Below are 23,677 nucleotides of genomic sequence, written 5' to 3'. Positions count from 1 at the left end.
TAATCCTTTTATAATTTATAAGTTTGAAGCTCTTAAAAAGAGTAGGAACAAGCAAAACCGAAATTATTATTGAATGCAATATCATTTTTTATAATCGCAGGTTTAAAGGCTAAATTTTCGCTCATATTAAATTGAGATAAAGCAGCATCAATATTAGCATCGATAATATTCAAAACATAAAACCCGACGATAAATAAAGCGGATAAATCTCTGTTTCGTTGAAATTGCTTTTGGGCAGATACTAACTGACTTTCACTTAAGTTGGCCAAAAATTGAGAACCACTGGTATTTCCGGCAAGTCTCTTTTTATATTCGTCTCTGTAAATATTATAGTTTTTCTGACTATCAATATAAAAGTAAGTACTAGTCCCTATTGCTCCATAAACCAAAGGAAGTTTCCAATATTTTTTATTATAAATCTGTCCTAAACCAGGAAAAATAGCCGAGTAAAATGCTGCTTTTGCAGGACGAAGCGGATCAATTTCTTCTGATTTTAGAGAATCATTTAAAACGATTTGTTTCTTTTCCTGAGCGAAAATTGAGGTTAATCCAAAAAATAAAAACAAGAGAATAAATTGATATTGCATAGAGAAGTTTACTTTAAAATTTCTCTCAAAGAAAACTTATTAGTTCTAAGGATTTTCCTAAGTAAAAGATAAATAAAACTTAATCTTTAGATTTTTAGAATAGTTTTTTTGCTACGAATTAAACTCATAATATAAACTTTATGGCAAAACAGATTAAGGAACTCCTTAGCTTAAATGTTTTATTTTTGGGCATTCAAATTAAAAATAGTTCCTAATGATAACAGACAAACCTTATTTAAAAGAGATTTCACTTAAAAGAGATTTGATTGAGAGTTATCAACAGTATCCATTTACCATACCTTCTATAAAAGGATTGGACAAAGTAGAATTTCACCCCGATGTTACATTTATTGTAGGAGAAAATGGCTCTGGAAAATCTACTTTAATTGAAGCTATTGCTTTAAACATGGGACTTGGACAAGAAGGAGGAAGTAAACATGCTCGTTTTAGTACGCATCAAAATATTTCAGGTCTTTTTAATTATTTAAAGATTGTAAAAAGTTACAGCCTTCCAAAAGATTATTATTTTCTTCGTGCCGAAAGTTTTTACAACCTTGCCACTTACATGGAAGAAACTGATAATCTACAAGGAACGGGACACTCTTTACATGAATGTTCTCATGGTGAATCTTTCATGAAAATCCTTACTGAAAGATTAGGTGGTAACGGACTTTATATATTTGATGAGCCCGAAGCTGCTTTATCTCCCATGAGACAACTTACGATGTTTACAGCAATAGATGAGCATGTAAAAAATAATTCACAATTTATAATCGCTACTCATTCTCCAATTCTTTTGGCGTATCCAAATGCCATAATATATCAACTGGATGAAAAAGGAATAAGACAAATCGATTATGAAGAAACCGAACATTATCTGGTTACCAAAGGTTTTCTTAATAATTATAAAAATATGACTGAGATTTTATTAGATCATAACAATTAGAACTACTAAACTTCTCGCCTAGCCCCGATAGGACTCAAAATCCTTTTGTGCCGGGGTTCGGCACAAAAGATTGCAAGGGATAGCGGGACTAAAGCTCTTATGAAACGAAATAGATCTGCTCCTAAAAAATAAAAAAATTACTCCCCCAACAATTCCATCAATTCCAAAGCCCGTTTGGTCGATTTAACATTTTCGAAAGTCAATAAAAGTCGTAAACCGTTTGGCGTTTGTTTTTCTTTCATTTGGCAAAGGTTACTATGTTTTTGTACAAATTGTAAAACCTTTCTAAACTTAGACGATTGGTAATAATCAGATTGTTGGTCTGAAACGAAATAACCAATCATTTTACCTTTTTTCATTACTAGTTTCTCAATACCTACGTTGGTAGCAATCCATTTGATGCGAATACTGTTCATCAACGCATTGGCACGCGGAGGCATTGGCCCGAAACGGTCTATTAATTTATTTTGAAAGATAACCAGTTCTTCTTCATTTTTTACAGAACCTAACTCGTTATATAAACTTAGACGCTCTGTGACATTATTGATGTATTCGTCAGAGAATAAGAGTTCAAAATCGGTATCGATTTGTAAATCTTTTACATATTCCTTCGTTTCAATATCGTTCTCTTCCGGATATAAATCTTTGAATTCGTTTTCTTTTAATTCCTCGATAGCTTCGTTCATGATTTTCTGGTAGGTATCAAAACCAATTTCGTTGATGAAACCGCTTTGTTCGCCACCTAATAAATCTCCTGCACCACGAATTTCAAGATCTTTCATCGCTATGTTGAAACCGCTTCCTAATTCGCTGAATTGTTCTAAAGCCTGAATACGTTTTCTTGCATCTTCGGTCATAGATGAATAGGGCGGGCAGATGAAATAACAGAATGCTTTTTTATTGCTTCGCCCTACTCGCCCACGCATTTGATGTAAATCAGATAATCCGAAATTATTGGCATTGTTGATGAAAATCGTGTTGGCATTGGGTACATCCAAACCACTTTCGATGATTGTGGTTGCTACCAAAACATCAAAATCTCCGTTCATGAAACCTAACATCAACTCCTCTAGTTTGGCGCCTTCCATTTGTCCGTGACCAATTCCGACTCTTGCATTTGGAACCAAACGCTGAATCATTCCCGCAACTTCTTTTATATTTTCGATTCGGTTATTAATGAAGAAAACTTGTCCGTTACGCTGAATTTCATATGAAATTGCATCGCGAATTACTTCTTCATTAAACCCAACGACATTGGTTTCTATAGGATATCTGTTTGGCGGAGGCGTTGTAATTACCGATAAATCACGCGCTGCCATTAACGAAAACTGAAGCGTTCTCGGAATTGGCGTTGCCGTTAATGTCAACGTATCAACATTCGCCGCAATGGTTTTGAGTTTATCTTTTACGTTTACTCCAAACTTTTGTTCCTCATCGACAATCAATAAACCAAGATCTTTAAAAACTACATTTTTGTTGACTAATTGATGCGTACCGATAACAATATCTAATTTTCCTTCGGCTAAATCTTTTAAGGTTTGTGCTTTCTGTTTGGCAGTTCTGAATCGGTTTAAATAACCAATTGAAACCGGCATATCTTTTAATCGTTCCGAAAATGTTCTGTAATGCTGATAGGCCAAAATAGTTGTCGGAACCAAAACGGCAACCTGTTTACTATTGTCAACGGCTTTGAAAGCGGCACGAATGGCAACCTCAGTTTTTCCGAAACCTACATCTCCACAAACCAAACGATCCATTGGACGATCGCTTTCCATATCGGATTTTACTTCTTGTGTCGATTTGGTTTGATCAGGCGTATCTTCGTAGATAAACGAACTTTCTAATTCGTTTTGCAAATAACTGTCCGGCGCAAACTGAAAACCTTTTTCTAAACGACGTTTTGCATACAATTGAATCAGGTTGAAAGCAATATGTTTGACGCGCGCTTTGGTTTTTTGTTTTAAAATTTTCCAGGCGTTCGATCCTAATTTATAGATTTTAGGCGGCGTTCCGTCTTTTCCGTTGTATTTGGAGATTTTATGAAGCGAATGTATACTTACATACACAATATCATTATCGGCATAAACCAATTTTATGGCTTCCTGCGTTTTTCCTTCGACCTGAATTTTCTGTAATCCGCCAAACTTCCCAATTCCGTGATCGATGTGTGTTACATAATCACCAACCGAAAGTGCTGTTAATTCCTTAAGCGTAATATTCTGCTTTTTAGAATATCCGTTTTTAATGTTGAATTTATGATAACGCTCAAAAATCTGGTGATCGGTATACGCCGTAATCTGATTTTCTTCGTCAATAAATCCTTGATATAATGGCAATACAATGGTATGGTATTGTTTTCTAATATTCTCGGAATTCGCTTCATCTAAGCTTTCGAAAATATCATGAAAACGTTTCGCCTGCGTTTCATTCGAACAGAATAAATAATTCTTGTATCCGTTGAAATGATTGTCGCTCAGATTATTCAATAACAAATCAAACTGCTTGTTGAAAGAGGGTTGCGGCTGAATATGAAAATCGAATGTTTTAGTCGTTTTAAAAATGGGCTTTGAAGCCAATTCTACTACCGAAAAATCTAAAGCCCGTTTGATAAACGAAGCCTGATTTAAAAATAATTGTTCCGGAGTGGCATGTTTTATTTCACCCGAAAGTTTCTCAAAAGCTTCTTCGGCTCTCGCAAATTGCTTGTCTAGCTGGCTAAAAAGTCCATCGGTATTTTGAATAAAAATAACGGTTTTCTCTGCAATATAATCTAAGAAACTTTCGCGGTTTTCCTGAAATATCTTATTCTCGACATTTGGGATTATCGTGATTTTTTTATGAGTTTCTACAGATAATTGAGTTTCTACATCAAAACTTCTGATACTGTCAACTTCATTACCAAAAAACTCAATTCTATAAGGATGATCGTTTGAAAAAGAGAATACATCCACAATACCTCCACGAACCGAAAATTCGCCCGGTTCTGTAATAAAATCGACTCTCTTGAATTCGTATTCGAATAAAACTTCGTTGATAAAATCGATCGAAATTTTATCGTTTAAAGCTACTTTTAAAGTGTTTTTGTCTAATTGTTGTCTTGTTACCACTTTCTCGAAAAGAGCTTCAGGATAGGTAACAATTATGGCGGGTTTCTTGCGGGAATTAATTCTGTTTAAAACCTCAGCGCGGAGTAAAACATTGGCATTATCTGTTTCATCAACCTGATACGGGCGTCGAAATGATGCAGGGTAAAACAATACGTCTTGTTCCCCGATCATTTGTTCAAGATCGTTAAGGTAATAAGCAGCTTCTTCTTTATTGTCTAAAACAACCAGAAAAGGCAGCTCAGCTTTTTTGAAAACAGCGCGTAAAACAAATGAAACTGCAGATCCTAACAATCCGTTAAGATGCATTTTTATCTGATTTTGTTCTAATAATTGTGTGGCAATCTGCTGATTTTTTGGCAGATTATCATACATTGTATATAAGGCATTTTTACTCAACTCTTTGTATTTTTTTATCTAAATTTTGTGCCTGAACCGGAACTGGATTCGAGTTCGGAATTGCACGTGTTGTATCTAACATTTTCAGGAAGTCCTCTTCTCCCTGTTCTTTCGGAATTTTACTTTTCACAAAAATATTATCCATCTGTCTTTGTAAGGACACTAATTCTTTATTGATATCTCCCACCAAAAAAGTCACTTTATCAGCCGGAATCTGATTCAAATGGATAAATAAATCCATCATTTTGACTTTAGTAATCAAAATAGAAATTCGGCTTTTTATGGCAGGGACATTAAATTCTGCAGGAATATTGCTGTTTAGCGCCATCGCTTTTTTTGAAATAGCAGTTGACTTTTTCTGGAATGCTCCAATGGTTTTTCTTGGTTTATCTCCAATTTCTTTTAAAAATTCACGCCATTCATTCCATGAACTTACTTTTTGTTCTGAAATTTCATTGATTGGCTCATCGATAAAGACCCAGCCTTTATTGATATTATTAAAAATAACTTCCTTTTTTTTAGCTTCTTTTTCATTCTCAGCGCGACGTTTTTCGTCTTCATTTTGGCATGAATTCAATACAAAAACAAAAAGCAGAAAAAGAGATATTTTATATTTCATTTGGTAAAACATTAAGCTACAAAGTTACAAAGTAAATTTACAATTACGAATTCTGTTTTTTGCTAAAGATTCTATAAATCATGGTTGTTTTTTTGGCCCACAGATTTAACGGATTACACAGATTAACACAGGTCATTTCTAACTGGCTGGAATCTGTGCCTGGAATATTTAACCGCAAAGCACGCAAGTTTTTTTTAGCAGTATGAAATAATCTCGCAAAGCCGCAGAGGCGCAAAGTTTATATTCCTTGTAACTTCTGCATCTTAGTAAAATTAAACACAAAACAAGAACATAAAGCTTAAAAAACTTTGCGCCTCTGCGCCTTTGCGAGATTAAAAAAACTTGCCTGCTTTGCGGTAAAAAAAATTACATACTCCAACGAAGAATAATCCAAAAAAGCATCTTCATCATTGTTAAATTTATAATTTGTTGTTATGAAAAGTAAAAATATTTGCGAAAACGTTATATTTGTACATCTAAAAAAACATCACAAATGAATCCAAAAATATTGATCATTGGCGCTTGCGGTCAAATTGGGACAGAACTGACTCAAAAACTTCGCAAATTATACGGAACAGACAATGTAATTGCGTCTGATATTCGAAAATTAAATACTGACGTTGTTAATTCGGGTCCGTTTGAAGTGGTCAATGCTTTAGATTTTAACCAAATTGAGCATCTTGTCGAAGTACATCAAATTACTGATATCTATTTGATGGCGGCACTTTTATCGGCTACAGCCGAGAAAAACCCTGCATTTGCCTGGGATTTGAATATGAATTCATTATTTCACGTTTTGAATTTGGCGAAAGCAAAAAAAATAAAAAAGATTTTCTGGCCATCAAGTATTGCCGTTTTTGGACCTACAACTCCAAAAGAAAATACTCCTCAATATACAGTTATGGAACCATCGACTGTTTACGGAATTAGTAAACAAGCGGGAGAAAGATGGTGCGAATACTACCATAATATTTATGGTGTTGATGTACGCAGTATTCGTTATCCTGGTCTAATTAGCTGGTCTACGCCTCCTGGCGGCGGAACTACTGATTATGCGGTTGATATTTTTTATAAGGCTATAGCCGATAAAAAATACGAATGCTTTTTATCATCAGAAACAAAAATGCCAATGATGTATATGGATGATGCAATCGATGCGACGATTAATATCATGAAAGCTCCGGCTGAAAAAATCAAAATACATTCTTCATACAATTTAGCGGCGATGAGTTTTACGCCTACTGAAATTGCGAATGAAATTAAAAAACATATTCCTGAATTTACGATTACTTATGAACCGGATTTCCGTCAGAAAATTGCGGATAGCTGGCCGGCAAGTATTGATGACGCTCAGGCAAGAGAAGATTGGGACTGGAAGCATACTTTTGATCTTGAATCGATGACAAAAGATATGCTGGAACATTTAGGATAAACCAATCTTAGCTTTTCATAAAGAACTTTTTGTCGAGCAGAAACTTTTAAGCAAAAAAAATACCGAAGCGTTTATCTTCGGTATTTTTTGTTTTTTTCTAAAATTCAAATTCTCCAATCAGAATCTTGCTGTCGTTTTCGCGTTTGTTTTCTTTCTGACTCTGGAAAACAGCTATTTTACGTTCTTGTCTTCCATCAGAATAGTACAAATACACTTCTGCCATTACTGTTGTTGGTCCGGAAAGTATATTTTGTCTCTCTCCAAAGAAATTGGTTTTAATTTTATACTTACCCTTTATGGCTTTTTTTAGTAAAAACTGTTCAGGACCAAAACCCTGAGTAAAATCATTACTTAATCTTCCTCCTATTTCTGTAGATTTATGAGAATAGGAGCAATCTTCTCCTCTGGGATCTGTAACCCAAAGGTCTATATCTGTATTGTCCTTATTCCAGTTAATTACAACTCGAATGTCTACCGGTAAATTTGCTTTTAGACGATCATCTATTTTGCTCGCATCTACATTTTTGTTTTGGCTCAGAATATTATTAATTTCCATAATCAAAATCTCCTCTATACCGTTGTCTCTTACTGAAATCTCATCGGTATATTCCTGATAAAGCATCGATTTATAGATATCAAGAGCTTCCTGAGGTTTTTTATTATCAATCAGGGCCAATGCATAATCTCTGTGGCTTTGAGAATCGAACGGTCTCCATTCCAGAATTTTCTGGGAAATCCATAATTCTTTTTCATAATTACCTCTCTGTTTTAGCAGATAATATATGGTTTTGTATAGCTCTTCATTTTCCAGATCGAGCTCTGCCAATGTGCTTAAAACTTTTAAAGAAAGTGCTTTATCTCCTTTTTTGAATAGCAATTTAGAGATATCAAAATAATACGTTACCTGCTTTTCATATTTAGAACGATTTTCAAGATACTTCTGATAGATTAATTCAGAGGACTGTAAATTCTGAAAATCTTTCATATACTCTTCGTTGCTTTCTACTTCTACCAGAGTTATTTTACCTTTGGATTTTGTAGACCCGGACATTTCTGCAGCATTACTGTAAACAGCATTATCTTCTAATTGATTTTTATTTGCTGATTCTCCTAATGACTGATTAGAAATCTTAGGGTACTGCTTTTTTTCTGCAGGCTTGAATTCGGTATTCCACCAGGCTACCAGTTCACGGGTTATATCAAAAGATTTGGATAGCAGGTTTTTTCTTTTCTCTAAAATTTCTTTTTTGTTTCTTGAAACGATTTTGTTGTATTCAGATAATAATTCCTGAGGTGGTTTAATTCCGTAACGTACATAATCATCGACGTCATCCAATACAATAAGACTGGTGTTTTTACTTACCACTCCAAACTGTTCGCTCAAATTTCTGATTTCATCGCGATTTTGAGTTGAATTGAGTTCAAGATCATTGATTTTGCTTTGTGCCCAAAATTGCGCAATTGGCCAGTTATCAACTTGTACAGCAGTATTAAAATCTACAGGGACTTCGTAGTTCTTATTTCCTACAGAAAAAACAGCAGTTAGTTTACCCAAATTTGGAGCTGAAATTCCAAATATATTGACTGGTTCATTTACTGCAGTTCCAACATTTGGAAATAATTCCTGAATATTAGCATTTTCTTTAAATCCTAAAAATATAACAGGCTGTTTACTGTATGTTTTTAGAGCAGACGGAGTGTCTAATTCATTAAGATTGATAAAATGCCCTCCAGATTGTGATGCTAAAAGTTTTAGAAGATTAAAATCTGAAGTAGGCGTACTTACTATACTATTTACAGGTTTTTTGAATTTTAAAGTCAAATCACCAAAATTTGAAATTCCGTCAGAAAATAAAAGGTATTCTTCTATTCCTGAAATCTCTTTTAATGCACCAAAGTCGGTTCCACCGTCATATTTTAAGCTAGCAATTCTATTTTTTAATGCACTCCAGTTTCCGCCAGAAACAGCAAATTCTTCTGTCTTCTCCAGCACGTTATTTAAAAGCACAAAAGATACTGAAACGTCTTTATTGTTTAAAAAATAGGCATTAAGAAAGTCAACTTCTTTTTGATGGTTTCTCTTAGATCCGCTAAATGAATTATCCCAAATAATTGCAATTTTATGAGATTTTGATTTTTCCTTCGCAGGGAAATCTGTCGCAACACTCGCTGCAAAATAAAATTTGTCACCAGAAGTTTTCTGCAACAAAATATTTGAAGACTGATTTGCTTTTGGTATCGTTATTTTAAGATTTTCGTTCGGTGTAAAATTTTGTTTGCTAATCTCAGCAACCCATTGACTTCCCTGTTTCTGAAAAGCAAAACTTCCATCCGGATTCTCAGTAATTTTGGGAATTAGCAGACTCTCATTAATTAATACTTTTAGATTAAATTTTGGAATACTAACAGTTTCATTGGCAAAAGTCAAAAGATATTGATAGTCAGAACCAAAATTTTTAAGTTCCTGATGATACGTAATTTTAATCGTTCTGCTTCCTTTCGCCGGAATTGGATAAATTCTTGTTCGGAAATTATTTCCCTCAACTTTTTCAATAATTCCAGGATCGATATTTCTTTTTTCAATACTTTCAAATATTTCCTTAGCTCTTTCTTTAGGAACAGGAACGGCATCTCTTAATTTTCCGTTGATATCTAAAGCGTAGCCGCTTATGCTTACTCCTTCTGGTAAGGGAATCGTAAGTTTTCCTTCTAAAATTCTGTCACCTGGATTGTAAAAAGTGTAAATGGCTATAGTTGTGGCAAGATTCCCCAAAATTTGGGTCTCAATTTTTGCTTCCTGCAGGATCACTGAATGTTTTTTTTGATTTTCTACGGCCAGAGTTGGTATTTGAGAAAAAACGGCATTAAATACCATTAATGCACATATAGTAAAAACTTTATTCATATTAAAAAAGTGATTTTTATTTAATTACAAAGACGAAAAAACAACAAACTCTCAAGAGGTTCTCGTTAGAAAGTGCTGATATGCTTGGCAACAATTCCAAAATTAAAACCCTGTACCTCATCTACTCCGCTAAAATTGACTGCGATCAACTGACCACACTCATTAAATACCGGTGCACCACTGGCCCCATGCGTAGAAGTGATACTGTATTGAATTTTATTCCCGTCTGATTCTTTACTTATTTTACCATCATAAAGCTGCACTTTTATACCTGAATCTGTTTTTGCCAAATCCATTCCCAAAGGATACCCCACCATTATTGCTTTTTGTCCGGGATTTAAAGAGGCATCATCCTTAACTGCATTGTCAAGATTGATGATGTTTGCAACACTTTGCGGAGTTGTATGATCCGTAAGTCTTACAATGCCTAAATCAATATTGGTATCTTCTGAAATTTTTTCGATCTCGCAACTTAGCCATTGATCATCTGAATCATGAAGTGCAACCGCAATCTCTACCGTTTTTACATACACCTCAATATCTTCCCTCGATACATATTCTTTAACCGGAATGGCAGCTGCAATATCTGTTGTTACTTTGGCTGTATCGGTTTCTGTCTCATTTGAACTTACAAATTCTTCACCCGCTGGCTCTTCACTTGTTTCTTCACCTTCACCTTCGTAATCACCTTCACTTTCCTCGTAGGCAGATGCAATTTTCCAGTTTCTTTCAATAAAACTTTGATACTCATCTTCCGATACATCAGTGGTAAGAATTGAAGCAATTTTTAATCTTAGATTTCTTATGGCAGTATTTGTTTTTTCCTGCTCTTCACCTGATGAATTCCATGGTTGTAAAACATGGCTATTAGTCAATATTTTACCTTCTCTGTCTATGAAAAAACCTGTTCCAAAGACTGTTTCTTCTTTTGCGTCTGGAGTATTAAGCTGAATTTCCGTTCCCTTAATTTTTGCAAAATAACCATAGCTGTGTCTTATCAGTACAACTGCGTCTTTGTATTCGTTATATACTTTTGTATCTGAATCTAAACAAATAGCGGCAGGTGCCTTTTTAAAATATTTAAAGCCAAAAAAAGCTGCTGTTGAGAGAATGACTACAGCAAAGAAGATAATTTTATAAGGTTTTCTTTTTTTATTGGTAATCTCATGCAAATCATTGTTGGTTCCGATTTTTGTAATTTTCATTTGTAAATAGGTAAGTTTTATTAGTTTGGTCTAGATTGTCAATTCACAAAATCATTTAACATTTGCTGTTTTAACGGCCCGAAGGTAGTAATTTAATTATTAAATTTTAGTAGTAAAATATCATCATATTTAGAATTGATAATTTATTAAATACTCCATTACTTTTTCTTCTTTAAAGTTTTCAGATTCTGACTAAATGTAATATCTCCATTTTAAAGTAAATATTCTGCAGTTGGAATTATTCCTATAAAAACATATTAATGATAACTTATTGTTTTCCAATACAAAGTGGTAGTAATTAGAATAAATCATTATTTTTTGATTCTTTTTTAAACAAAAAAAATCCAAAGCCATAACAGCTTTGGATTTTATCTTAATTGAAATTTAAAATCTTTACTTCACTTCAAAAACATTATTTGCTGGTTTTACATCAGCCATTAATCCGCTTGGATCTATGGTGATTTTTTTGATCGCTGTTTTGTTTTTGTCGATTGTAAAACTATAGTTTTGCTGCGCCCATGCCCAATCTTCTAAAACTGTTCTTTTCACTTTTGGGTTTGGATTTGGTTTAATGAAGTTCATCATTCTTAAAGGAATGTAGAAACTTTCAGAAGTTCCATCAGTATATTCAACTGTTAGGTCGATTGGCATTGGCATTCTTCCAATTCTCTCTAAAGTTACAGTCGTTTTTCCTGCATTATCCGCAACGTCTTTGATACTGTAATCGATAGTATTTAATGTTTCTGTCCAATCGATTAAATACCAGTCTAACTCTGCCCCTGAAACTCTTTCTGCAGTTCTCTTAATATCGTTTGGAGTTGGATGTTTGAATTTGAAATCGTTAAAATATCTTTTCAAAGTTGCATCCACATTCTCTTTGCCAATTACATATTCTAACTGCGATAAAAATATACTTCCTTTTATATAAGCCGAAATACTGTACGGTCTGTTTTCGTCGTAACGATCTCCGTGTGTACCTTGTGGCTGCTCTTTACCTGAATTTACTAATTGGTAATAAGCGGCATAATTTCCTTTATAAGGATTTACTTCTTTTTTATCTCCTTTTAATTCATTCAAAGCCCCATCTTCGATATAAGTTGTGAAACCTTCATCCATCCATGGGTGTTTAGACTCGTTTGAAGCTAAAATATGCTGAAACCATGAATGTCCTAATTCATGCGTTGCAGTTCCCAAAATTCCCTGAAGTGTTCCGTTTCCTAACATCAAAGTACACATTGCATACTCCATTCCGCCATCTCCACCCTGAATAAAGGAGTATTGTTTGTACGGATATGCACCTACTCTTTGATTGTAATACTCCATTACTTTGACCATTAAAGGCTCTAATTGTTTCCAATTTTCAGTAGTTTTTGGATTGTTTTTGTAGAAGAAATGCAAATCGACATCGTTTGGTCCTTTTACAATATCATGCGTATATTCTTTGTCTGCTGCCCATGTAAAATCGTGAACATTTGGCGCAATAAAATGCCAGGTCAACGTTTTTGTTTTCTTTGGATATACAACCGTTACGCCAGTATCTTCATACCCGTGACCAATCGTGTTTTTGTCCTGCAAATATCCTGAACCTCCAATAGTATAGTCTTTATCGATTGTAATTTTTACATCGAAATTACCCCAAACACCGTGAAATTCTCTCGCAATGTATGGATCTGCGTGCCAGCCTTCAAAATCAAATTCTGCTAATTTTGGATACCATTGTGACATTGAAAGCTCTACTCCCTCAGAATTATTACGTCCTGAACGACGAACCTGTACCGGAACTTGTCCGTCGAAATCTAAGGTAAAAGTAGTCTTGGTATTCGGTAAAATTGCTTTAGCCAGAGTTACTTCAAGGATTGTTCCTGAAACTCTGGTTTGCGCCGTTACGCCATCTTGTTTTAAGTTGGTGATTTTTAGAAACCCAATTTCGTTTGGTTTTAAGGTTTCAATTCGGCTTTGTTTGGTTTCCTTTCCGTCTGTACCTTTTATTTTGGTTACCATTCTTCCGTCAGGATCTTTTATAAAATGCAAACGTGCATCCATTTCACTTCCCGGCTGAAATGCATTTGGAAATAAATGGTAAAATACCTTTTTTAAAGTATCAGGAGAATTATTGGTATACACCAATTCTTGTTTTCCTTTGTACTGGTAGTTTTTTACATCCATAGAAACCTCCATTTTATAATCGGCGTGTTGTTGCCAATATGGAGCACTTTGTGCAAATGCTGAGTTTAAACCTAAACTCAAAAAGGAAAGTAGTATAATTTTTCGCATCGTTTTTTCAATAAAAATGGAAGAGTTGCCACTCTTCCATTAGGTTACTATTTTGTGTTATTTTTATTTTTTTGACATTTTTTCTGCCATCAATAAAGCATTATAAGCATTCACCATTTTCGCAGTTTTTGATGATTCTACAGAAGAAACTGCTACCGGTTTTTCGTCCGGATTTGGATTTTCTCCTAAAATTATCATTGATGGAAGTGCTACTCCTGAATCCATTAAAATTTGTTTTACCTGAACTGCTTTTAGTTTTGGATAATAAGAACGAATTAGTGCTGCAACTCCTGCCGCATTTGGAGACGCCATTGAAGTTCCTTGCAAATACTTGTATTTATTATTTGGAACAGTTGCGTAAATCTCTTCACCCGGAGCAAAAACGTCAACATTTATTTTTCCGAAGTTCGAAAACGGAGCTACAACAGTTTCTCCATATGCTTTGTTGATTGCGCCAATTGTAATCACGTTATTAGCAAATTCTTTTACGTTATCTTCAGAATCATTTGGGTAATTAATGTTTTCTGTTTTATCGATATTGTATCCGTCATTTCCTGCCGCGTGTACAATTAAAACATCTTTTTTAGCAGCATATTTTATGGCATCGTAAACCCATTTTTTGTGCGGAGAAAAACTTTTCCCGAAACTTCCGTTGATTACTTTTGCTCCGTTATCAACTGCATAACGAATCGCCAAAGCGATATCTTTATCATACTCATCTCCGTCAGGAACTGCCCTTACGGTTAATATTTCGACATTGTTTGCAACCCCGTCTCCTCCTAAATCATTACCACGAACTTGTGCAATGATTCCGGCAACGTGAGTTCCGTGCAATGCTTTTTCTTTATCTGGTCCAAAAACTACATTATTTCCGTAATGGTTGTCTTTGATATCTTCCGGATTATCACCTACGATTTTTCTTCCGTCGTATTCTTTGTTCAAATTATAATTAAACTGATCGTAAACTGATTCTCTATAATCTTCTAATTCTGCTTCAGGGTCAAAAGTTGGTCCTGCATTAGTCAAAATTTGAGTCATTACCATTTTACTTCTAGCTACTTTTGGATCAGTAGAAGTAACTTTGCTTAGATCTTCTAGTTTATAAGTCGTTTTATTTAACTCTTTTTTTATAGTATTATGCACATCTATCAAGAAGTCTACTTGTTGTTTGTCTTCTAAAACTTTTTTAGACTTTTCTTCGTATTGTGCTAAAGCTGCTTTGTATTGCGCTGATCCATCATCTACTTTTTTGACAATACGGGTCATCTCAAGATTTTCGTGAACAGCATCTCCAAGAAAATTCCATCCATGAACATCATCAATAAATCCGTTTTTGTCATCATCAATTCCATTCCCTGGAATCTCTTTAGGGTTGGTCCAGATCATTCCTTGTAAATCAGGATGCTCGATATCTACACCAGAATCTACAATCCCTACAATTACTTTTACTCCTTTTTTTCCTTGTAATAATTCGGCGTAAGCTCTGTCAACACTCATTCCCGGAATCGAATCTTTGATTAAATCAAGATGACTCCATCTTTTTAGTTCGTTTTCGCTAAGCGGTGCTTTTTTAACCACTGCCAAAGGAGCAGTAATGATTTCTTTAGTAGAAGAAGTCTGTGCTTGCAAAGTAGCACTGCAACCTGCAAGTACAAGTAATGCAAAAGTTGATAAAGTATTTATTTTTATAGGACTCATGTATCTATTTTTAGTAAAAGTTAAAATATGGGCCTAAATTATGATTTTTTGTTACATAAAACTAACGATTAACACTGTGTTATGATTTTCAATTATAAAAATCTATGTTCCAAAAAAGAATCCGCCTTTTTAAAGCGGATTTAAAAATTAAAAGAAATCATTAACATGAATAACAACCTTCTTCATAAAGAAGATACATGTGATATGCTTTTACTTTCCATCCAAAATTATTACCTGCCGGCCCTCCAATTCCTTCATTAATTTCTTTTAACTGATCAGAGATTCAAGAGTTACTAATCCTAATTCATTTGCATTTTCAATAAAATCATCCAAATTCATAAACTATAAAATTTATATTTATCTACTCTTTAGCTTTTCGGTATCGGCTTATTTGCCAATATATAAAATAATATTTACAAATAATAATATTAAAATAAATAAAATCTTATAATTTTAATGATTGAAAATAAATTACTCATTACGTTATCCCGTAAGGAAAAACAATATAAATAAGTTATACTTGTGTGGGCAAATTCTAAACCAATTCTATGAAAACAAAACTACTTTTACTGTTGTTATTTTCTTACTTATCAACAAATGCGCAATGCTGGAAAGAAGTAACTTCTGGATACAATTTCAATGTAGCTATGCAAAACGATAATAGTCTATGGAGCTGGGGCAGCAACAAAGAAGGTCAATCAGGAGATGGCACTTTACTAAACAATTCTTCGCCAAAAAAAATAGGAACAGATACTGATTGGAAAACAGTAGTTACCGGAACTGATCATGCGGTCGCCCTAAAAAAAGACGGCTCTTTGTGGGCTTGGGGTAGCAATAAAAATGGGCAATTAGGAGATGGTACCACCATAAATAAAAATATTCCTAAACGAATAGGGCCTGCTACTGATTGGCAAACAATTGCAGCAGGAAATCAATATACAGTTGCAATCAAAAAAGATGGAACTTTATGGGCCTGGGGAGATAATTATTTTGGACAATTAGGCAATAGTACAAGTTCAGGACCCGGCATCCCTAAACAGGTTGGAACAGATAAAGATTGGAAAACGATAACGGTAGGTTATCGTCACACAATTGCCTTAAAAACAGATGGAACTTTATGGACCTGGGGAAGTAATGATGATGGAAAATTAGGTGATGGTACTACTAAAAATGGCTATTCACCAAAAAAAATCGGAACAGATACTGACTGGAAGACGATCTGTGGAGGAGGGAGTCATACTCTAGCTATAAAAACAGATGGATCTTTATGGGCTTGGGGACAAAATACATATGGTGAGTTAGGAAACGGCACAACTATGGATAGCTATATTCCGATAAAAATAGGAACATCCACAGACTGGAAAACTTTAGGTGCGGCGGGAGATCATTCAATTGCAATAAAAACTGATGGCTCTTTATGGACCTGGGGATATAATTCACACAACGAATTAGGAAATGGCAAATATTCAAACAGCCTTACACCAGTACAAATAGGGACTGGAAAAAGCTGGCAGGCGGTAACTGCAGGCTGGTACTACACAACTGCAGTAAGTACTGATGGTATTATGTGGACTTTTGGAGATAACGCAGATGGACAATTAGGTGATGGTACAACTGTTAATAAAAATGTACCTGTAGTTGTTCCTTGCTCTGATATGTTGAGTCTTAATATAAATACGGTAAATGTAACTTGTTTAGGCATGCATAATGGTTCTGCAACTGCTAGTGCAGGAGGAGGAACCGCTCCTTACACTTATTTATGGTCTACCGGAGGAACAAGTTCTTCCGTGAAAGATCTAGCACCTGGCACATATACATGTAAAGCAACAGATGCGTCTTCATTAACAACTATTAGTGCTTTTACAATTACTGAGCCCAATCTTATCTCTTTTGTTACAACAAGTATTGATACCTGTAATGATAATAACGGAAGTATCTCCATTATCGCAAATGGAGGAACAAAACCTTATCAATATTCTATTTCAGAGCTTGGAAGTTTTCAAGATTCAAATATCTTTAATAATTTATCTGCAGGAAATTATTCTGTAATGGTAAAAGACGCCAATGGATGTATCACAAAGTCAGATTATGTAATAATTAATTCAAACACTACTCAACCGCCAACTGCAAATTCACAAACATTTGATAAAGGCGCAACCGTTGCCGATTTAACAGCCAGCGGTACAAACATTAAGTGGTATGCCGATCCTGTATCGTCTAATGTGTTAAGTTTATCAACTGTTTTACAAACAGGTACATATTATGCATCGCAAACAATCAACGGATGTGAAAGCTCTTCAAGATTAGCAATAACTATAACCATTAAGCCAATTCAGATTGATGATAAAATACCTACAAATGGTTTGATCGCTTATTATCCTTTTAGTGGTAACGCAAATGATGTTAGTGGAAATAAATCAAATGGATCTGTTACTGGTGCTGTTTTAACAACTGATAGATTTGGAAACAGCAATAGCGCCTATAGTTTTGAGGGAGCCGGCAGTTATATTGATGCTACTATTGCCAATATACCTCAAGGCAATGCTACAAGAACAATTTCTGGCTGGTTTAAAACAAATACTCCAAATCCAGGTGAAAATGGAGATGTATGTATTTTTAATTATGGCGCGTTATCAAGATTACAAAGATTTGGACTTACTATTTATTCGAAAGGTTATCTTGAAACTTCAACCGGGCCAAATGCCATAGGCGATGATTTTTATGTAAACAACTTTAATTACTTAAGTAATGACTGGTATTTTTTTACACTTACCTATAACGGAACCAAAGTATCATTATATGTAAATGGTGTATTTGTTTCAGAAAAAAATGCTGCCTTAAATACTACGAACAATCTTTTTAGAATAGGAAAACGAATTTCAGGAGATACAACTAATGAGTATTTTAAAGGAGAAATCGATGATATTGGCATCTGGAATCGTGTTTTGACTCCGGAAGAAATTTCAGCTATGTATACTCCAGGTGAGCAGCCTGCTTATACTTTAATTCCAGATCCGAGTTTTGAACAAAAATTGATCAATTTGAAATTAGATAGTTTTCCAGTTGATGGAAAAATCCTGACATCTAATATTAACACCTTAACTTCCTTAAATGTTAGTAAAAGTAATATTTCAGATTTAACAGGAATACAAGACTTCGTATCATTAACTAATTTGAATTGCAGTCAAAATAGTCTGAAAGCATTAAACGTAAGTAAGAATACCGCTTTGACTGTTTTAGATTGTAATAACAACCAGATTGCAAATTTAGATGTAAGTAATAATCTTGTCTTAACTGAGTTAGTTTGCTACTCAAATAAATTAAACTCTTTGGATGTTAAAAAAAATACTGCTTTAACAAAATTAGATTCTGGTTCAAACCAATATACTTCATTGGATGTAAGTAATAATACTGCTTTAACATTTTTGGGATGTAATACCAGCCAATTAACCACTTTAGATCTAAGTAAAAATACCGCTTTAAATCTTCTGGATTGCCGTGAAAATAAAATAACCACCTTGGATGTTTCTAAAATCACTACATTAACAGAGCTATATTGTCAGTCTAATCAATTAAAAGATTTGGATATAAGCAAAAATAAAGTTTTAGAATTTTTAAATTGCTCAAAAAATCAACTAACCACTTTGGATGTTAACCTAAATACTGCCTTAGTCGGTTTATATGCTAATTCTAATCAATTAACAAGTCTAAATTTGAAGAATGGAAGCAATGATAAATTTGCATATCTAAATCTTATAAACAATCCAAATTTAACTTGCATTCAGGTTGATGATGTTACATTTGCCAACACAAATTGGGCAGCTAAAAAAGATGCGAATGCAGATTTCAGTATTAATTGTTCAGAAGAGTATACATTAATACCTGACCCTAATTTTGAACAAAGATTAATTAATATAGGAGTCGACATTGATGGCAAAAACGGAAAGGTGCTAAATAAAAGTATATCAAGTTTAAAATATGTGAATCTTAATTCTAGTTCAATTAAAAACCTAACAGGGATAAGCGGCTTTGTTTCTTTAAAAGGCTTAAGAGTTTCAAACAATCAATTGACTTCTTTAGATTTATCTAAAAACATTCACCTCGATACTTTATATTGCAATAAAAACAAACTTAGAACTCTTAATTTAAAAAATGGAAATAATAAAAATTTCTACAGCAAAATATCCGATTTTTCAGACAATCCTGATTTAACCTGTATTCAGGTTGATAACGCAGAATATTCTAATGCAAATTGGGTAACTATAAAAGATGAAAACGCTCAGTATAACAATGACTGTCCACCATTCTATGCTATTATTCCAGACGATAATTTTGAACAAAAACTAATCGATTTAGGAATTGATACTGATGGCCTAAATGGAAAAATCACAATTACAGACGCAAGTTCTATTACTTCTTTAGATCTTTCAAACAGTAATATAAAAGATCTAACCGGAATAGAATATTTTACCTCATTAACTATTTTGGATGTCAGCAGCAATCAGCTGACAACTTTAGATGTAAGTAAGAATATTGAATTAGAGACACTAAACGCTTCTTCAAATCAGCTTACCACATTAGACTTATCCAGAAACACTAAGCTGACAATAGTATATGTAATCAATAATCCATTAGTTACATTAAATATAAGAAATGGAAACAATCACAATTTTATTCTGCCGTCAAATACTGGTAAAAAATCAGCTTCCGGTATATATACAAGCTTTTTAGGGCTTACAACTCTTAGATGTATTCAAGTTGACGATGCAGATTATTCAAACACCAACTGGTCTAAAATTAAGGAAACAACCACAACTTATTCAAACACTTGTAAATCATTAGGTCTTGAAGACAATACTTTCGACAAAGTTGTAATCTATCCAAACCCAACTAAAGGAGAATTAAACATAAATAATATTGCTTTAGAAAAAGCAACCGTTTACAATTCGCTAGGTCAATTGATAAAATCTTTTACATTAAATTCAAGCAATACCGCGAATACAATTAATTTATCCGGTTTACCAAAAGGAGTTTATTATGTCTATTTAATCAATCAGGATTCGGCTTCGGTTAAGAAAATTATCATTGAATAAATAAGTTGTAGAAACTAAAAAATCCCATTATTCATTTGTTTGAAAATGGGATTTTTTTAGTTGAACTCAGCCATATTTAAACATATAAAATTCAGCAAGAAAAAACAATATCTTAAGTAAGAAAATGATTCATAATGTATACTTGTATAACTAATCATAAATTTAATCTATGAAAACAAAACTACTTTTATTGCTATTACTGGCAAATTTCACTTTTTATGCCCAAACGAATTTAGTCCCAAATGGCGGATTCGAAAAATGGGCAAGCGCAACCGTATTGTCCGATTGGACAACTCAAAACAATATCGCCCAAAATACTGCAGATTATTGGGAAGGATTCAACAGCGCAAGACTATCTTTTACAAATAGTGCCTTGATTCCGAAAATTACAACACAAGTTTCTTTAACTGCTGGGGTTACCTATGTAGTTAAATTTAAATACAAATATTTGAGCAGCAATTATAACGGCTCTCATCCAATTGTATTAAACATTAGTAAAAACGGAAGTTCGACAACCCTTTCCACTAGTTATTTTGCCACAAATAACAACTGGACAGCAGTTGAAACTACTTTCACACCAGATCAAAATCTATCTTATAATTTAAGTATTTCTTTAAATACTCTTGATAATATCGGGTTTAATGCCATTGTAGATCATGTACAGATCTATGTTAAAGGAACCGAGCAATATACCCTTATTCCAGATTTGAGTTTTGAAAAAAACTTGATTGCTCTTGGTCACGACTCTGGCCCAACAGATGGAAAAGTGCTAACAGCTAATATTTCTACATTAACTTCTTTAAACATTACTTCTAATAGTAATGCGGTTGGTTTAGTTAAAGATTTGACGGGAATCCAAGATTTCACAGCATTAACATTACTAAATTGTCAAGGCCAACAATTGACAACTTTAGATCTGACTAAAAATACTGCTTTAGTTACTTTAAATTGCCAAAACAACTTGCTAACAAACTTAAATATTTCTAAAAACTCCTCTTTAACTACTATTATTTGCAATAATAATAAACTAACAAATCTTGACGTTTCTGAAAAATTAGCCTTGACCAACTTACAATGTACATCTAATAAATTAATAAGTCTGGATGTTTTAAAAAATACTGCCTTAATCACGCTACTTTGCGACAAGAACTCACTAACAAGTCTGGATATTTCAAAACTCATTGCTTTAGTCACTTTAGATTGTTCAGCGAATTTACTAACAAGTCTGGATGCTTCAAAAAACATAGCTTTGACATCTTTATATTGTACAGACAACTCCCTAACAAGTGTAAATGTAAAAAATGGAAATAATAAAGCTTTTTACTGGAATTCTATTTATCATTTGAGTTTTTCTGGAAATAAAGATTTGAAATGTATCACTGTAGATGACATAGTCTATTCAAATAAAAATTGGACGGGAAACAAAGAATCTGGGGCTACTTATGCCTTAGCTTGTGATGGGCGGTACACCGCTATTCCTGATCCAAGATTTCATCTAGAACTAATAAATCTCGGACTAGATTCAGGTAATTTTTCTGGAAAAGTACTAACAGCAAACATTTCTTCCCTGAAAACTCTTGATGTATCTTCTAAAAACATCACAGATCTTACAGGAATTGAGGATTTTACTGAATTAACTTCCCTAGATTGCAGTAAAAATAAGTTGTCTTCAATAGATATTTCAAAAAATATTGCTTTAACGACATTAAATTGTTCATATAATTATACAATAGATTTTCTTGATGTTTCTAACAATATTAATTTAAAAATCCTAAGTTGCCATAGTCTAAAAATAAGAGATTTAAACCTAAAAAATAATTTAAAGCTGACTCAACTAACCTGTAGTTATAATGCTTTGACTAGTTTAGAAATTCCTCATAATCCTGATTTTAATTATCTTGATTGTTCTAATAATCGATTGGCACAGATAGATGTTTCGAAGAATACTAAATTGACTTACTTTGATTGCTCCACTAATAAGTTAACGAATCTTGATGTTTCAAATAATGGTTCTCTAACTACTTTTTATTGCAACTCTAACAATCTGTTTAACCTGAATGTAAAAAATGGCAATAACCTTAGATTGAGTAAACGTAATTTTATCGACAATCCAAACTTGACATGCATCAATGTTGACGCTTTTAGCACTTCGAGTTGGGGTCCTAGTAAAGATCCAAAAGCTTTTTACAACTCAAACTGCAGTGGTGAAAATACTCCTTATACTCTTATCCCTGATCCCGCTTTTGAGCAAAAATTGATAGACATAGGAGTTGATACTGATGGTAAAAATGGAAAAGTAATTACAACTAATATATCTTCACTAAAATCATTAGATGTGTCTTCTAGCAATATTACAAATTTAACAGGAATTGAAGATTTTACATCTTTAACGTACTTAGATTGCGGTTCAAATAAAATCTCCAATCTCAATTTAACGCAAAATACTGTTTTAACTACTTTGTTTTGTCCCAAAAATGATCTGGAAGGTTTGAGTCTTTACAAAAATACATTCTTGACTTATTTAGATTGCAACACAAATCGATTAAAAGGACTCAATGTATCTTACAATACAGCCCTAACTTATTTAAATGTAAGTAATAATTCTATTTTCAACGATTTTCAAGATCTATATGTGGCTCTTAATACTGCCTTAACAAATTTAAATTGTTCTTATAATAAATTGACGACTTTAGACATAACTAGAAATATAGCTTTAACCACTTTTGACTGTAGTAACAATCTACTGAGAACTTTAAATGCGAATAAAAACTCGGCCTTGGTGACTTTTATTTGCAATAATAATAAACTAGAACGTTTAGAAGTGACTAATAACGTGGCCTTAGCGACTTTTATTTGTAATGATAATAAACTAGATTATTTAGATGTAACTAAAAATGTTATGTTAAACAAATTTGATTGTCAATATAATAATTTGCGGTATTTGAATTTGAAAAATGGGAATAACAAAAATTTTGATATGACTTATTCTAATTTCGCAAACAATACTCTAACTTGTATTAACGTAGATGATGAAAATTATTCAAATGCAAATTGGTCGGATAGAAAAGACGCTAAAACCGTTTATTCTTCAAATTGTGCCACTTTAGGTGTTGAAGATTCAGTTTTTGAAAAAGCCGTAGTTTATCCAAATCCGACTAAAGACCAGGTTCATATTAACAACATTGTTTTAGAAAAAGCAAACGTTTATAATTCATTAGGCCAGTTAGTAAAATCATTTACTTTTAGCAATGGCGAAAGCAATAACGCAATTAGCCTATCTGGTCTACCAAAAGGCTTTTATTATGTTTATTTAATAAATGGCGATGCCGCTTCAGCGAAGAAAATCATCGTTGAATAATATAATTTAGTACAACTAAAAAATCCTGTTTTCACAAATATTTGAAAACGGGATTTT

The 23,677-nt window shown here is 33.4% G+C and carries 11 protein-coding genes; 4 read left to right on the top strand and 7 right to left on the bottom strand.

The features are described from left to right. Nucleotides 1-32 precede the first annotated feature (32 nt). The gene (locus IRZ78_RS03265; RefSeq protein WP_194615163.1) at nt 33-587 is read right to left on the bottom strand and encodes a DUF5683 domain-containing protein; all 555 of its coding nucleotides are present in this window, start codon (nt 585-587) and stop codon (nt 33-35) included. 214 nt (nt 588-801) lie between these two features. Here IRZ78_RS03265 and IRZ78_RS03260 point away from each other — a divergent pair, with 214 nt between their 5' ends. Further along, the gene (locus tag IRZ78_RS03260; protein ID WP_194615162.1) at nt 802-1,533 is read left to right on the top strand and encodes an AAA family ATPase; all 732 of its coding nucleotides are present in this window, start codon (nt 802-804) and stop codon (nt 1,531-1,533) included. 137 nt (nt 1,534-1,670) lie between these two features. Here the strand turns inward: IRZ78_RS03260 and mfd are convergent, their stop codons facing one another. Both mfd and IRZ78_RS03250 read right to left on the bottom strand, forming a co-directional pair. Beyond that, nucleotides 1,671-5,036, bottom strand: coding sequence for a transcription-repair coupling factor (gene mfd / locus IRZ78_RS03255; protein WP_194615161.1), 3,366 nt, complete (start codon nt 5,034-5,036; stop codon nt 1,671-1,673). Beyond that, nucleotides 5,029-5,655 (bottom strand): hypothetical protein, encoded by a 627-nt coding sequence (locus IRZ78_RS03250; protein WP_194615160.1) that lies wholly within the window; start codon nt 5,653-5,655, stop codon nt 5,029-5,031. The genes mfd and IRZ78_RS03250 overlap by 8 nt, the downstream gene beginning before the upstream one ends. Before the next feature lie 493 nt (nt 5,656-6,148). Here IRZ78_RS03250 and IRZ78_RS03245 point away from each other — a divergent pair, with 493 nt between their 5' ends. Beyond that, nucleotides 6,149-7,087 (top strand): L-threonine 3-dehydrogenase, encoded by a 939-nt coding sequence (locus tag IRZ78_RS03245; protein WP_194615159.1) that lies wholly within the window; start codon nt 6,149-6,151, stop codon nt 7,085-7,087. A 97-nt stretch (nt 7,088-7,184) separates the two neighbouring features. On the opposite strand, the gene IRZ78_RS03240 is transcribed toward IRZ78_RS03245, so the two are convergent. From IRZ78_RS03240 to IRZ78_RS03225, 4 genes are all read right to left on the bottom strand, one after another. Then, complete coding sequence (locus IRZ78_RS03240; protein ID WP_194615158.1) at nt 7,185-9,992, bottom strand: VIT domain-containing protein; 2,808 nt, start codon at nt 9,990-9,992, stop codon at nt 7,185-7,187. A gap of 65 nt (nt 9,993-10,057) precedes the next feature. Further along, nucleotides 10,058-11,197, bottom strand: coding sequence for a serine protease (locus IRZ78_RS03235; protein WP_194615157.1), 1,140 nt, complete (start codon nt 11,195-11,197; stop codon nt 10,058-10,060). A gap of 393 nt (nt 11,198-11,590) precedes the next feature. Further along, a complete protein-coding gene (locus IRZ78_RS03230; protein ID WP_194615156.1) occupies nt 11,591-13,471 on the bottom strand; it encodes a M1 family metallopeptidase in 1,881 nt (626 codons plus the stop codon). Nucleotides 13,472-13,534: 63 nt separating this feature from the next. Continuing rightward, nucleotides 13,535-15,169: a S8 family peptidase gene (locus IRZ78_RS03225; protein ID WP_194615155.1), complete on the bottom strand. Its 1,635-nt coding sequence runs from the start codon at nt 15,167-15,169 to the stop codon at nt 13,535-13,537. Nucleotides 15,170-15,717: 548 nt separating this feature from the next. Here IRZ78_RS03225 and IRZ78_RS03220 point away from each other — a divergent pair. Next, entirely contained in the window at nt 15,718-20,262 is a 4,545-nt protein-coding gene (locus tag IRZ78_RS03220) for a LamG-like jellyroll fold domain-containing protein (RefSeq protein ID WP_194615154.1), read from the top strand. A gap of 169 nt (nt 20,263-20,431) precedes the next feature. Further along, a complete protein-coding gene (locus tag IRZ78_RS03215) occupies nt 20,432-23,620 on the top strand; it encodes a T9SS type A sorting domain-containing protein (protein WP_194615153.1) in 3,189 nt (1,062 codons plus the stop codon). The last annotated feature ends 57 nt before the right edge of the window (nt 23,621-23,677 follow it).

The organism is Flavobacterium sp. CSZ (genome assembly GCF_015350725.1).
Lineage (GTDB): Bacteria > Bacteroidota > Bacteroidia > Flavobacteriales > Flavobacteriaceae > Flavobacterium.
Note: the sequence above shows the minus strand (reverse complement) of the source record. Positions and strands in the feature narration are given on the sequence as shown.

Bases quoted from the DNA above. Each gene is read 5' to 3' on its own strand.
- IRZ78_RS03235 (WP_194615157.1), bottom strand. From the start codon at position 11,197: ATGAAAATTACAAAAATCGGAACCAACAATGATTTGCATGAGATTACC.
- IRZ78_RS03265 (WP_194615163.1), bottom strand. From the start codon at position 587: ATGCAATATCAATTTATTCTCTTGTTTTTATTTTTTGGATTAACCTCA.
- IRZ78_RS03220 (WP_194615154.1), top strand. From the start codon at position 15,718: ATGAAAACAAAACTACTTTTACTGTTGTTATTTTCTTACTTATCAACA.
- IRZ78_RS03250 (WP_194615160.1), bottom strand. From the start codon at position 5,655: ATGAAATATAAAATATCTCTTTTTCTGCTTTTTGTTTTTGTATTGAAT.
- IRZ78_RS03260 (WP_194615162.1), top strand. From the start codon at position 802: ATGATAACAGACAAACCTTATTTAAAAGAGATTTCACTTAAAAGAGAT.
- IRZ78_RS03225 (WP_194615155.1), bottom strand. From the start codon at position 15,169: ATGAGTCCTATAAAAATAAATACTTTATCAACTTTTGCATTACTTGTA.
- IRZ78_RS03245 (WP_194615159.1), top strand. From the start codon at position 6,149: ATGAATCCAAAAATATTGATCATTGGCGCTTGCGGTCAAATTGGGACA.
- IRZ78_RS03240 (WP_194615158.1), bottom strand. From the start codon at position 9,992: ATGAATAAAGTTTTTACTATATGTGCATTAATGGTATTTAATGCCGTT.
- IRZ78_RS03230 (WP_194615156.1), bottom strand. From the start codon at position 13,471: ATGCGAAAAATTATACTACTTTCCTTTTTGAGTTTAGGTTTAAACTCA.
- IRZ78_RS03215 (WP_194615153.1), top strand. From the start codon at position 20,432: ATGAAAACAAAACTACTTTTATTGCTATTACTGGCAAATTTCACTTTT.